Below are 13,484 nucleotides of genomic sequence, written 5' to 3'. Positions count from 1 at the left end.
GGCTAACCCGCTTACACTGGATAGATGGACTTTATTTTTCCCGATAAGAAGGCACTATGACCGATCAACCGCAAATTAAGTATCGTCACGATTATCAGGCCCCTGACTTCACGATCTCCGATATTGATCTCTCGTTTACCCTCGATGAGCAACTGACTCGGGTCACCGCCGTGAGCCGTGTGAAACAACTGAACCCGCAGGCCACTGAGCTGGTATTGCAGGGGGAATCGTTGACCCTAGAATCAATCAGCATCGATGGGCAGCCGTGGCAAGACTACCGTATTGAGTCGGGGACATTGGTTCTCAGTGGCGTGCCGTCAGAGTTCAGCTTAGAAATTGTTAATAGGATCCATCCGGATAAAAATACGGCGCTGGAAGGCCTGTATAAATCTGGGGAAGCGCTCTGTACCCAGTGCGAAGCCGAAGGTTTCCATCATATCACTTGGTATTTGGATCGCCCGGATGTGCTAGCCCGCTTTACCACCACTATCGATGCGGATAAAAGCCGTTACCCGTATTTACTGTCTAACGGTAACCGTATTGGTGAAGGGGACAGTGGAAATGGCCGTCATTGGGTGAAATGGCAGGATCCGTTCCCGAAACCTTGCTATCTGTTTGCGCTGGTGGCGGGTCAGTTTGATGTGCTGCGCGACAGCTTTACCACCCGTTCCGGCCGTGACGTGGCGCTGGAAATTTTTGTTGATCAGGGCAATCTCGACCGCGCTGACTGGGCGATGACGTCGCTGAAGCAGAGCATGAAGTGGGATGAGGAACGTTTTGACCTCGAGTATGACCTCGACATCTTTATGATCGTTGCCGTCGATTTCTTCAATATGGGCGCAATGGAGAATAAAGGGCTCAACATCTTCAACTCCAAATATGTGTTGGCCAAACCAGAAACTGCCACCGATAAAGATTATCTGGGTATTGAGGCAGTGATCGGACACGAATATTTCCATAACTGGACCGGTAACCGCGTAACCTGTCGTGACTGGTTCCAACTGAGCCTAAAAGAAGGTCTGACGGTGTTCCGTGACCAGGAGTTCAGTTCTGACCTCGGGTCAAGGCCGGTTAACCGTATTGATAACGTACGGGTAATGCGCGCCGCACAGTTTGCCGAAGATGCCAGCCCAATGGCCCATCCGATCCGTCCGGATCAAGTGATGGAAATGAATAACTTCTACACCCTGACAGTCTATGAAAAAGGCTCAGAAGTCATTCGGATGATGCATACCTTGCTGGGAGAAGAGAAATTCCAGAAAGGGATCAAATTATACTTCCAACGCCATGACGGTAGCGCTGCTACCTGTGATGATTTTGTCGAAGCCATGGAAGATGCCTCCGGCGTGGATCTGACTCTGTTCCGCCGCTGGTACAGCCAATCCGGAACACCGGTACTGACCGTCGAAGATGAATATGATCCGCATAGCGAAATCTATAAGCTGCATGTCAAACAGCACACCCCGCCAACCGCTGATCAGAAAGAAAAACTGCCCCTGCATATCCCACTGGATATTGAGCTATATGACGGCGAAGGAAATGTGATCCCATTACAGTATCAGGGAGAGTCCCTGTCATCAGTACTGAATGTCACCGACAGCGAGCAGACTTTCGTGTTTGATAATGTCTACTTCCAACCGGTACCTTCTCTGCTGCGTGAGTTCTCGGCCCCTGTGAAGTTAGATTATCAGTGGAGTGATGCACAGCTGACCTTCTTGATGCGCCATGCGCGCAATGAGTTTTCACGCTGGGATGCGGCACAGAGTCTGCTGGCTACTTACGTCAAACTTAACGTTCAGCGCCTACAGGAAAAACAGCCACTATCACTGCCTAAGCATGTGGCTGAGGCCTTCCGTGCGGTGCTGGCGGATAAACAGGCCGACCCAGCACTGACGGCGCTGATCCTGACTCTACCGTCAGAAAATGAGATGGCGGAATGGTTTGAGGTGATCGATCCACAGGCGATTGCGGCGGTAAGAGCGGCGATTATCCGCACCTTGGCGAAGGAGCTGCATAGCGAGTTGCTGATTAGTTATCGTGAAAATCAGTGCGGAGCCTATCAGGTGGTGCATCAGGATATCGGTAAACGTGCCCTGAAAAATATCTGCCTCAGCTATCTGGTGTTTGCCGATAGTGATAAGGCTGACGTTCTGGTTCGTGAGCAATACCAGCAGGCAGACAATATGACCGATGCCCTGGCGGCGATCACCGCTGCGGTCAGTGCACAACTGCTGTGTCGAGAAGAATTATTGAAACAGTGGGATGACCGCTGGCATCAGGATGGTCTTGTGATGGATAAGTGGTTTATGATGCAGGCCACTAGTCCTGAGGAAAATGTATTGGCTCGGGTAGAAAGTTTACTTAATCACCGTTCCTTTACTCTGAGTAACCCGAACCGGATCCGTGCATTGATCGGTGCTTTCTCTTCCGGCAATCCGGCGGCGTTCCATGCCAAAGATGGCAGTGGTTACCGCTTCCTGACCAAGATCCTGACTGATCTTAACCAGCGTAATCCGCAGATTGCCGCACGACTGATCGAACCACTCATCCGCCTGAAGCGTTACGACAAAGAACGTCAGGTACTGATGCGCCAGGCACTTGAAGAGCTAAAAGGGCTGGATAATCTGTCTCGTGATCTCTATGAAAAAATTACCAAGGCGTTAGCGGCCTGATCGAAATAAAAGATTATTTAAAAGCCATCTGCATGCAGGTGGTTTTTTTTTGGTTATTCCACAGAAAGCGGATAAATCACAGGCTAAATTTACTTTTCGTGTAAAGCTCTTTACCATTTCGGGCAGACTGCCGTGGGCAATATGCCTTTATGCGCGATGACCGTTTCCAGGAGAACGTATGTTATACCCGATGATCCGTCCTGCCTTGTTTAAACTCGATCCTGAAAAGGCCCATGAACTCACCCTCAATCAGTTAAAAAAGATCCAAGGCACAGCGTTGCAAGCGTTAATAACGCAACAGGTGCCATCCCGCCCGGTGACTTGTATGGGCATTCAATTCGATAATCCCCTGGGGTTGGCTGCGGGGCTGGATAAAAACGGCGAATGTATCGATGCCTTCGGTGCCATGGGTTTTGGCTTTGTCGAAGTCGGCACCGTGACACCACGTCCGCAGGCCGGTAATGATAAACCTCGTCTGTTCCGCGTGGTGGAAGCAGAAGGGGTGATCAACCGTATGGGCTTTAACAACCTTGGGGTCGATCATCTGGTAGAGAATGTTAAAAAAGCCCAATTTAGGGGCGTCATCGGTATTAATATCGGTAAAAATAAAGATACGCCGGTGGAGCAGGGCAAAGATGATTATCTCATCTGTATGGAAAAAACCTACGCACATGCTGGCTATATCACCGTCAATATTTCCTCACCAAATACCCCAGGCCTACGCACCTTGCAGTATGGTGAGGCGCTGGATGATCTGTTATCAGCAATCAAAAATAAACAGCAGGAGTTGAATAGTCGCCACCTAAAATATGTCCCAGTGGCCGTGAAGATCGCACCGGATCTTTCTGAAGAGGAATTAGTTCAGGTAGCCGACAGCTTGGTAAGACATAATATTGATGGCGTCATTGCTACTAATACCACGCTCGATCGATCGTTGGTAGAAGGTTTACCCTACGCCAACGAAACGGGTGGATTAAGTGGCCGTCCAGTACAGTTAAAAAGCACCGAAATTATTCGTCGCCTGCATCAGGAATTAAACGGGCGTTTACCCATTATTGGCGTCGGTGGGATAGATTCCTTAACTGCCGCGCGAGAAAAATTAGCGGCGGGTGCTACCTTATTACAAGTTTATTCCGGATTTATTTATAAAGGTCCTGGATTAGTGAAACAGATAGTGTCGCATCTTTAACCGAAATAAGGTGTTATTTTAGCCAGAGGGGTTTATTTCATCCTCTGGCTCGTTTATATTTTTAGCTCATTTAGCGAAGATTTAACCGGTGCCTGAGATCACTTTTTAATAACCGCTGAAATTACTCTCCGGGAGCGGTAGTTTTACCGTGGATACAGAGGCCGCCAATCATGACATTACAGCCTGACGATAACTGGTGCTGGTATTACGACGAGAAACAGCAGAGGATGATGTTGGACCTCACAGAAGGTTTGCATTTTCGTTCACGATTTCCCAAAAAAATGCTGACACCGGAAGCTTTTGAATCACCCGGTTTTTGTGTTGAGGATGCTGCCCGTTTTTATACGTTTGAAGAAAAATGCCGTGACCTAAATTGCACCCACCAGCAACGGGCTGAATTGGTACTCAATGCTGTAGTGGCGGGGCGCTTTTTAAAACCACTGATGCCGAAAAGCTGGTACTTTACCGCGCTTCAGCCGGCCTGGCAGCCGGAAAATGGTCAACTGGTGGAAGCTTTACTCAGTGACACGCAGCAGTCGGTATTGTTCCTAGTGGCGGAAAGCGGTGACAGCGCCACCCTGTGTGTGCTGGCACAGGCCCGTGCGGAGATGGCTGGAAAAACCTTGCTACTGGGAGACGCCATTAAAATCATGAATGATAGGCTACAGGCCTACCAGTTTTCCGCTGCACTGACCCTCGATCAGGTGGGTTAACCGTCGACCGGTTTTACCACCACGGCACTGCGCGGTATACAACTGCAACTGAGAATAGTATCGCCGTTTTGTGCCGCTCGGTTCAACGCTGTGACTTCACCACTCACTAGCGTCATCCGACAACAGCCACAGGAGCCAGCCCGACAGGAGTAGGGGATACTGATACCGGCTGCTTCCAATTGCTCCAACAAAATTTGCTGGGTATTGCCGCAAAAGGTGGTCTGCTGCCAGCAAATCTCTATCTCTTCGCCATTTCCTTCAACTTGCGGCTGTGTGGAGGGTGTCGGAGTCACTCGGTAAGGGCGAGCAGGCTTGTGGCTGAGGATACTGACCGAGTCCCCACAACGGATCACGCCACTGTTACGGGCAATCAGGTTGATACCGAAATCGACATCACCGCTGTCATCAGCCGCTTGGCGGAAACCCGTCAGGGTTTTCATCGGCTCATTACCTGGATGACGTCGACCGTGCTCGGTACTGACCGTGGTCAGCACACATCGGCTACAGGGCTTGGTGACCTCAAAGGTAACATCGCCGATACGCAGTACTGACCAGCTATCTTCCTCCCACGCTTCAGCGCCAGTGACCACCAGATTTGGGCGGAACTGTTCAATACGGATCCCCGCCGGACAGCGGTTTTGCAGATCGTGAAATGAACGCTGGTTAATCAATAAGAATGGATAACCGTCGGCAAAGCTGAGAGGGACGCTTGGCAGGCGTTTAATCCGACGCTGAGTATCGTGCCCTGTCCAACGTAACTGTACCGGTTGTGAGAAAAATTGACTCAGCCAGTGATTTATCGCCTGTGGCGCAATACTGGCAGTAAACACATTCCCCCATACCTCGGTCTCAGCGTCTGCTGGGCTGAATTCTTCAAACCGGACCACGCCTTGGCTTCCGTCAGGGGCTTGAATAAATAAACCTTGAGGTATCGTCAGGGCATCAAACAGCACCATTTCAGGAAACTGCCGCGCAGTCATAAAGTGGCCATTGACATCTGTCAGCATAAAGCGGCGATCATTGGCCAGCCCGTCAGGTTGAACCAGCGCATGGGAAACTGAGGTGCCGCGCATGGATTTAACAGGATGGATAAACATCCGGGACAGAGTGATCATTGTGACTCCAAGCGGTTTAGATTTTTAAAAGACGCTAACTTTATGACATAGCGCTATGATTCGCTATAATGCGCAACTTATTTTCAATTAAGCAGACCTAATACTATGAATTCTCTTTTTGCCAGTACAGGCCGTGGGCTGGAAGAACTATTAAAAACTGAGCTTGAATCGCTGGGTGCTCAGAATATCCAGCTGGTGCCGGGCGGCGTTCATTATCAGGGCGATGATAAAATGCTGTACCAGAGCCTGATGTGGAGCCGTCTTGCCTCACGTATCCTGTTGCCATTAGGAGAGTTTGGCCTGTGGAGTGATCTTGACCTGTACGTGGGGGCGCAGTCTATACCTTGGACTGAACTGTTTGATCCCCAGTGCAGTTTTGCGGTGCACTTTAGCGGCACCAATGAGGTGATCCGCAACAGTCAGTTCGGTGCCTTACGTATCAAAGATGCCATCGTTGACAGCTTTACCCGTAAAAACCTGCCGCGCCCGGACGTGAGCCGTGAAAACCCGGATATCCGTATCAATGCATGGTTGAACAAAGATAAAGTCAGTATCTCGCTGGATCTCAGTGGTGATGCACTGCATCAGCGTAATTACCGTCAGCAGACCGGCCAAGCGCCTTTAAAAGAGAACCTAGCCGCAGCGATTGTGATGCGTTCAGGCTGGCAGCCGGGTACCCCGATGGTCGACCCAATGTGTGGTTCCGGGACCCTGCTGATTGAAGCAGCGATGATCGCAGCCGACCGTGCACCGGGCCTAAACCGCGAGCACTGGGGCTTCCTGGCATGGAAAGGCCATAATGATGCCTTGTGGCAGGAAGTGGTCAGCGATGCCCGTCGCCGTGCCGGTGCCGCCATGAAAAGTAAAAAGGTCCGCTTCTTTGGCTACGACAATGATCCCATTGTCTTGCAGCGCGCGCAGATGAATGCCCGTAAAGCCGGGATGAGTGCCTTTATCAGCTTTAAACAGCAAGATATTTTACAACTGAAGAACACCCTGCCGGAAGAAGAGCAGGGTACGATCCTGAGTAACCCGCCATACGGTGAGCGTCTGGAGAGTGAGCCAGCACTGATCGCGCTGCACAGCCAGTTAGGACGCATTGTGAAAAACGAGTTTGGTGGCTGGAAATTATCACTGTTCAGTGCCTCTCCAGAACTATTAAGCTGCCTGCAATTACGCGCAGAGCGTCAATTCAAAGCGAAAAACGGTCCGCTGGATTGTGTGCAAAAAAATTATCAACTGATGAGCGGTGGTACCGCTCGCCAGGGTGAGATCGCCGAGGATTACGCCAACCGCTTGCGTAAAAATGTCAAAAAGTTGGACAAATGGGCACAGCAGGAAGGGATCAATTGCTACCGACTGTATGACGCTGACCTACCGGAATACAATATCGCCGTTGACCGCTACGCAGATAAAGTGGTGATCCAGGAATATGCGCCGCCAAAAACAGTGGATCCACAGAAAGCCAGACAGCGCCTGTTTGATGTGATCAGTGCTACCCTCAGTGTGCTGGATCTCCCAGCCAGTCAGTTGGTATTGAAAACCCGTGAGCGCCAACGCGGTAAAAGTCAGTATCAAAAACTGGCCAGCAAAGGGGAATTTTTCGAGGTCCGTGAATACGGAGCCCGTTTCTTGGTGAATCTGACCGATTATTTGGATACCGGTTTGTTTATCGACCACCGTATTGCACGCCGTATGCTCGGTGAGATGAGTCAGGGGAAGGATTTCCTTAACCTGTTCTCTTACACCGGCAGTGCCAGTGTTCATGCCGGGCTTGGCGGTGCGCGCTCTACCACTACCGTGGACATGTCACGTACTTATCTAGAGTGGGCAGAACGTAACCTGCAACTGAACGGCCTGTCTGGGCGGGCTCATCAGCTGATCCAAGCAGATTGTCTGAGCTGGTTACAGAACACCCATGAAACCTTTGATCTGATTTTTATCGATCCGCCGACCTTCTCCAACTCTAAGAGGATGGAAGACAGTTTTGACGTGCAGCGTGATCACCTTGATCTGATGCGCGACCTGAAACGCCTGCTGCGCCGTGGTGGTACCATTATGTTCTCGAACAATAAGCGTGGTTTCAAAATGGACCATGACGGACTGTCAGCGCTGGGCCTGCAGGCACAAGATATTACCCAAAAGACCCTGTCTCAGGATTTTGCCAGAAACAAACACATCCATAATTGCTGGCTGATCACTGCTACAGGTAAGGAATAAAGTTATGTCGTTAATCAGTATTCATAATGCCTGGTTGTCCTTCAGTGATGCGCCTTTATTGGATAACACTGAATTACATATCGAAGAAAACGAACGCGTCTGTTTGGTTGGCCGTAACGGGGCCGGTAAATCGACGCTGATGAAAATTATTAATCAGGAAATTGCCCTCGACGACGGACGTATCGTCTATGAGCAGGACCTGGTGGTGGCACGTCTGCAACAAGATCCGCCACGCAATATTACCGGTTCAGTGTATGACTTTGTGGCCGAAGGGGTGGCAGAGCAGGCGCAATATCTCAAGGCCTATCATGCCATCTCACATCTGGTGATGCAGGACCCGAGTGAGAAGAACCTTAACGAGATGGCCCGTTTACAGTCGCTGCTCGATCACCACAACCTGTGGCAGTTAGAGAGCCGCATCAATGATGTGTTGCAGAATATCGGCCTCAGCCCTGAAACCGAGCTCTCTTCACTGTCCGGTGGCTGGCTGCGTAAGGCGGCCTTGGGACGTGCGCTGGTCAGTAATCCGAAAGTCTTACTGCTGGATGAACCGACCAACCACTTGGATATTGAAACCATTGATTGGCTGGAAACCTTCCTCAAGACCTTTACTGGCAGTATCGTGTTTATTTCGCACGACCGTTCGTTTATCCGCAATATGGCCACCCGCATTGTCGATCTGGATCGCGGTAAACTGGTTTCATGGCCCGGCGACTACGATAACTTTGTGCTGGCTAAGGAAGAGGCTCTGCGGGTTGAAGAGCAGCAGAACGCTGAGTTTGACCGTAAACTGGCTCAAGAAGAGGTCTGGATCCGTCAGGGTATTAAAGCCCGTCGTACCCGCAATGAGGGACGCGTGCGGGCTCTGAAAGCCTTACGCCGTGAACGTTCTGAGCGCCGTGAAGTGATGGGGAAAGCCAATATGCAGGTCGGTGAAGCCTCACGTTCAGGGAAAATTGTTTTTGAACTGGAGCATGTTAATTATCAGGTAGACGGCAAAGCCCTGGTCAGCGATTTTTCAGTGCAGGTTCAGCGCGGCGATAAAATCGCGCTGATCGGTGCCAACGGCTGTGGTAAGACGACGATGCTGCGCTTGATGTTGGGTGATCTGGCGGCAGACAGTGGCCGTGTACACCAGGGAACCAAGCTCGAAGTCGCCTATTTCGATCAGCACCGTGCCGAGTTAGACCCAGATCGTACCGTGATGGATAACTTGGCTGAAGGTAAGCAAGAAGTGATGGTGAACGGTAAGCCACGTCATGTACTGGGCTACCTACAGGACTTCTTGTTCCACCCGAAGCGGGCCATGACACCGGTCAGTGCGCTCTCAGGGGGAGAGCGTAATCGACTGTTACTGGCGAAGCTGTTTCTGAAACCGAGCAACCTACTGATCCTCGATGAACCGACCAATGACCTCGATGTGGAAACATTGGAGTTACTGGAAGAATTGATCGACGGCTATCAGGGAACCATTTTGCTGGTCAGCCACGACCGTCAGTTTGTTGACAACACAGTGACTGACTGCTGGATCTTTGAAGGCAATGGCGAGATTGGCCGTTTTGTCGGCGGCTACCACGATGCCCAAGCGCAGCGTAAAGCCTATTTACAGACTCGCCAAACCAATACTGCTAAGCCTGCTGCCGTGGCGGAAGAGAAAACAGCGAAACCCGTTGAGAATAAAGCCAGTAAACCCGCAAAACTGAGCTATAACTTGGCGCGTGAACTAGAGCAACTGCCACAGAAGCTTGAAACCCTAGAGCAGCAGGTTGGGGAGTTACAGTCCAAGATCAGCGAGCCGGACTTCTTCAGCCGTCCGCAGGAGGAAATCCGCCAAGGAACTGAGCAGTTGGCTGCGGCGGAACAGGCTCTTGAGGAAGCCTTCTCGCGCTGGGAGTATCTTGAAAACCTTAAAAACGGAGCATAATGCAGATGAACATTACCCGGTGTGAGCAGAGACAGGATGCAGACACCTGGGTTTTGTGTCCGCAATGTGACCGTGTCAGCCGCCTGCCGTCCCTTAATGCGGGGATGCGGGCGGTCTGCCCTCGCTGTCATGAAACCCTCTCTACCCGCTGGCCTCAGCCCGCCAAACGACCTACCGCGTATGCGCTATCAGCCCTATTTATGCTGGTACTGGCGAACCTGTTTCCGTTTATCAGTATGGAAGTGGCGGGGATCAGAAGTGCTATTACTCTGACGCGCATCCCAGGGGTCATGGTCTCGGATGATTTCCAACCCCTGGCCGCTATATTTATGGTACTGGTACAGGTCATCCCCGCGACTTGCCTGTTAATCATTATATTGATGGTCAACCGCGTCGCAATGCCACACGGTTTGCGGGTGTTGCTGGGAAGGGTCTTTTGTCATTTGCGAAACTGGGGAATGGCGGAGATTTTTATGGCTGGGGTATTGGTCAGCTTCGTCAAACTGATGGCCTACGGACACTTAGATTTGGGTATCAGCTTTTGGCCCTGGTGTCTATTTTGCCTGTTACAGCTAAGGGCTTTTCAGTCGGTGGATAAGCGGCAGATGTGGCACTTTATCACTCCACAACTGCCCACGTTTAAAACTCCAGTGGCCGGGAAAGGCGGTATGGCACAGGGGCTTCGCCTCTGTTCCTGCTGTACGGCGATCCTGCCGGCAGAAAAGCCACAGTGTCCACGTTGTTTTACCCGTGGTTATGTCCGTAAACGTCAGAGCCTGCAATGGACCTTGGCGCTGTTATTGACGTCGGTGATGTTGTATATCCCTGCCAATATTATGCCGATTATGATCACCGATGCCCTGGGGTCCAAAATGCCGTCCAACATTATGGCGGGGGTAGTGCTGCTATGGAGCGATGGCTCCTATCCCGTTGCGCTGATTATTTTTATCGCCAGTATCATGGTGCCGTCCCTGAAAATACTGGCGATTGGCTGGTTATGCTGGAATGCCAGCGGAAGGGGAAGGCGAGATAACGAAAAAATGCATCTGGTGTATGAGGTTGTCGAATTCGTCGGGCGCTGGTCGATGATAGATGTGTTTGTGATTGCTATCTTATCGTCGCTGGTGCGTATGGGTGGACTGATGAATATTTACCCTGCCAGCGGCGCACTGCTGTTTGCCGCAGTGGTAATTTTAACCATGTTTGCCGCACTGACATTTGATCCCCGTTTACTCTGGGACCGTGAAACTGATCATTCTGTAGAGGATACTGCTGTTGAAACACAATAATCCGGAAACAGCCCGTATAGAAAATATCAAACGATGGTCACCGGTGTGGATCGTCCCGGTGGTGACCTTGCTGATTGGTGGCTGGATTTTATTTTACCACTTCTCCCATCAGGGGCCGGAAGTGACATTGGTCACCCGCAATGCCGAGGGGATTGTCCCTGGTAAAACCACCATCAAAAGCCGCAGCGTCGACATCGGTACCGTGGAAAGCGCCAAACTGAGCGATGACCTGAAAACCGTCGAAATTAAAGCCCGTCTTAATGCAGGTATGGACAAAATGCTGCATCAGGACTCTGTCTTCTGGACCGTGAAGCCGCAGATCGGCCGAGAAGGGATCACCGGTCTCGGTACGCTGCTGTCCGGTTCGTATATTGAATTACAAGCTGGGACGAAAGGTAGCCCGCCGGAGCAATATCAATTACTGGACGCGCCGCCACTCGCGCCGCCGGATGCGAAAGGCATCCGTATTACCCTCGACAGCATGAAAGCCGGACAGTTGAATGCCGGTGATCCGGTGCTGTTCCGTGGTTATCGGGTTGGGTCGGTGGAAACCAGTAAGTTCGATACTGAACGTCGCCTAATGAGTTATCAGCTGTTTATTCAAGCGCCTTATGATCGGTTGGTCACCACTAATGTCCGCTTCTGGAAGGACAGTGGTATTGCCGTCGATATGTCCGCCTCCGGAATGCGGGTAGAAATGGGGTCACTGACCACCCTATTCAGTGGTGGTGTCAGCTTCGATGTGCCGGACGGCGCGATGAGCTTGGGAGAGCCGGCGCAGAATCATGCCGAGTATCACCTCTATGATGATCACAACTCCATCCAAGAGTCGATGTACACTGAACATACTGACTTCCTGATGTTCTTCAATGAGTCAATTCGTGGCCTACAAGCCGGTGCACCTGTAGAGTTCCGTGGGATCCGCCTCGGTACGGTGGCGAAAGTGCCTTATGTGATGGGGGGTAAATCTGAGAAGATTGGTAATGATTACCGTATCCCCGTACTGATCCGCATTGAGCCGGGACGGTTTGCGGCCAGCGTCGGCGATCACTTTAATCTGCAGCAACATCTGCAGCAGGGTCGTCTACACGGACTGCGCGGTAGCCTGAAGACCGCAAACCTGATCACCGGTGCCCTGTATGTCGACCTCGACTTCTACGACAATGTGCCGCAGTTCACTGGACCAGATAAAGTGGCTGGCTTTGAGGTGATCCCGACCGTGGCAGGCGGCCTAAACCAGATCCAGCAGAAGGTGATGGCGATCCTCGATAAAGTGGAAAAACTGCCGTTAGAGCCAATGATGACTCAGGCGACCGGCACCCTCAAAGAGAGCCAGAAAACACTGCGTAACTTGCAGACGACCTTGGATAACGTCAATAAAATCACGGGCAGTCCAGCAATGAAAACCCTGCCGGCGGATATGCAGCAAACGTTGAGAGACCTCAACCGTAGCCTGAAAGGGTTGCAACCTGGCTCTCCGGCGTATAACAAGCTGGTGGGTGATATGCAGCGGTTGGATCAGGTTCTCCAGGAGCTACAGCCGGTCCTGAAAACACTGAATACCAAGAGCAATGCGCTGGTGTTTGAAGCATCCCCGGGTCATGACCCACAGCCGAAGAGGGCAAAACAGTGAAAAAAGGGCTCGCTATTATCTTTGCATTACTGCTCAGTGGCTGTAGCAGTGACAGTGCTAAACATTACTACCAACTGCCGGCCATGATCCCAACGGCCGGGCAACCGGTAGCTGTTGCAGGGGCGGGTGATAACACCCGCCCGCTATGGGTCGAACCGGTGACTGTACCAGACTATCTTTCTGGTAACGGAGTGGCCTATCAAACTAGCGATGTCCAGTATGTAATTGCTGTCAATAACTTGTGGGCCAGTCCGCTGGATCAGCAGTTGCAGCAGACCTTAGTCAGCTACCTAGGTCAATTACTACCAGGACGTTTGGTGAGTGGTTCAATGACGGGCAGCAGCGATTACGACACCTTGTCGGTGACGGTGACCGGCTTCCACGGCCGTTATGATGGCAAGGCAGTGATTTCTGGTGCTTGGATCCTACAGCGAGGTGATCAGACGCTGCGTCAGCCTTTCTCATTGATCCTGCCACAGCCGAAAGATGGCTATCCGGCATTGATCCGCACCTTGGCGGCAGGTTGGCAGCAGGAAGCAACGGCCATTGCTCGGCAGATCACTCACTAAGATCTCTCGTTATCGCTCAAGCCCCTGTCAGTCACCCTGATGGGGGCTTTTTTTATATTAGGAGCGGGCACATGTCCATAGAAGGCTATAGGCCGTCGGTGGCGGGAATTAAGAATATTCCAGAGCGTGATCACAGATACCGCCCACAGGCGGCCTTAGC

The 13,484-nt window shown here is 51.4% G+C and carries 9 protein-coding genes; 8 read left to right on the top strand and 1 reads right to left on the bottom strand.

All coding sequences use genetic code 11. From position 1 onward, the window contains the following. Positions 1–56 precede the first annotated feature (56 nt). The 3 genes from pepN to DW47_RS0103650 all read left to right on the top strand — a co-directional run bounded on the left by pepN (position 57) and on the right by DW47_RS0103650 (position 4,574). Positions 57–2,672, top strand: coding sequence for an aminopeptidase N (pepN, locus tag DW47_RS0103665; protein ID WP_029684989.1), 2,616 nt, complete (start codon positions 57–59; stop codon positions 2,670–2,672). 178 nt (positions 2,673–2,850) lie between these two features. Next, positions 2,851–3,861, top strand: a complete 1,011-nt coding sequence (pyrD, locus tag DW47_RS0103655) for a quinone-dependent dihydroorotate dehydrogenase (RefSeq protein WP_029684988.1) — start codon at positions 2,851–2,853, stop codon at positions 3,859–3,861. Between the two features lie 170 nt (positions 3,862–4,031). Then, a complete protein-coding gene (locus tag DW47_RS0103650) occupies positions 4,032–4,574 on the top strand; it encodes a cell division protein ZapC (RefSeq protein ID WP_029684987.1) in 543 nt (180 codons plus the stop codon). Here the strand turns inward: DW47_RS0103650 and DW47_RS0103645 are convergent. Next, entirely contained in the window at positions 4,571–5,689 is a 1,119-nt protein-coding gene (locus tag DW47_RS0103645) for a YcbX family protein (protein ID WP_029684986.1), read from the bottom strand. The two genes, DW47_RS0103650 and DW47_RS0103645, sit on opposite strands and share 4 nt — an antisense overlap. Before the next feature lie 105 nt (positions 5,690–5,794). On the opposite strand from DW47_RS0103645, the gene rlmKL reads away from it, so the two are divergent. From rlmKL to pqiC, 5 genes are read left to right on the top strand one after another with little or no spacing between them, the layout of a single operon-like run. Further along, complete coding sequence (gene rlmKL / locus DW47_RS0103640) at positions 5,795–7,909, top strand: bifunctional 23S rRNA (guanine(2069)-N(7))-methyltransferase RlmK/23S rRNA (guanine(2445)-N(2))-methyltransferase RlmL (RefSeq protein WP_029684985.1); 2,115 nt, start codon at positions 5,795–5,797, stop codon at positions 7,907–7,909. 4 nt (positions 7,910–7,913) lie between these two features. Continuing rightward, a complete protein-coding gene (locus DW47_RS0103635) occupies positions 7,914–9,833 on the top strand; it encodes an ABC transporter ATP-binding protein (RefSeq protein ID WP_029684984.1) in 1,920 nt (639 codons plus the stop codon). A 5-nt stretch (positions 9,834–9,838) separates the two neighbouring features. Next, positions 9,839–11,122, top strand: a complete 1,284-nt coding sequence (pqiA, locus tag DW47_RS0103630; RefSeq protein WP_038027121.1) for a membrane integrity-associated transporter subunit PqiA — start codon at positions 9,839–9,841, stop codon at positions 11,120–11,122. Next, the gene (gene pqiB / locus DW47_RS0103625) at positions 11,109–12,755 is read left to right on the top strand and encodes an intermembrane transport protein PqiB (protein ID WP_029684982.1); all 1,647 of its coding nucleotides are present in this window, start codon (positions 11,109–11,111) and stop codon (positions 12,753–12,755) included. The genes pqiA and pqiB overlap by 14 nt, the downstream gene beginning before the upstream one ends. After that, entirely contained in the window at positions 12,752–13,324 is a 573-nt protein-coding gene (gene pqiC / locus DW47_RS0103620; RefSeq protein WP_029684981.1) for a membrane integrity-associated transporter subunit PqiC, read from the top strand. Before pqiB ends, pqiC begins: the two co-directional genes overlap by 4 nt. Positions 13,325–13,484 lie beyond the last annotated feature (160 nt).

Origin of the sequence: Tatumella saanichensis, assembly GCF_000439375.1 — a bacterium.
In the GTDB taxonomy this organism is placed as follows: Bacteria; Pseudomonadota; Gammaproteobacteria; order Enterobacterales; family Enterobacteriaceae; genus Tatumella; species Tatumella saanichensis.
The sequence above is the reverse complement of the archived record's forward strand: the minus strand, read 5'-3'. Positions and strand labels throughout refer to the sequence as shown.

What these genes read in the sequence shown, in the direction of transcription:
- pyrD (WP_029684988.1), top strand. Translation starts at nt 2,851, where the DNA reads ATGTTATACCCGATGATCCGTCCTGCCTTGTTTAAACTCGATCCTGAA.
- DW47_RS0103650 (WP_029684987.1), top strand. Translation starts at nt 4,032, where the DNA reads ATGACATTACAGCCTGACGATAACTGGTGCTGGTATTACGACGAGAAA.
- DW47_RS0103645 (WP_029684986.1), bottom strand. Translation starts at nt 5,689, where the DNA reads ATGATCACTCTGTCCCGGATGTTTATCCATCCTGTTAAATCCATGCGC.
- pqiA (WP_038027121.1), top strand. Translation starts at nt 9,839, where the DNA reads ATGAACATTACCCGGTGTGAGCAGAGACAGGATGCAGACACCTGGGTT.
- rlmKL (WP_029684985.1), top strand. Translation starts at nt 5,795, where the DNA reads ATGAATTCTCTTTTTGCCAGTACAGGCCGTGGGCTGGAAGAACTATTA.
- pepN (WP_029684989.1), top strand. Translation starts at nt 57, where the DNA reads ATGACCGATCAACCGCAAATTAAGTATCGTCACGATTATCAGGCCCCT.
- DW47_RS0103635 (WP_029684984.1), top strand. Translation starts at nt 7,914, where the DNA reads ATGTCGTTAATCAGTATTCATAATGCCTGGTTGTCCTTCAGTGATGCG.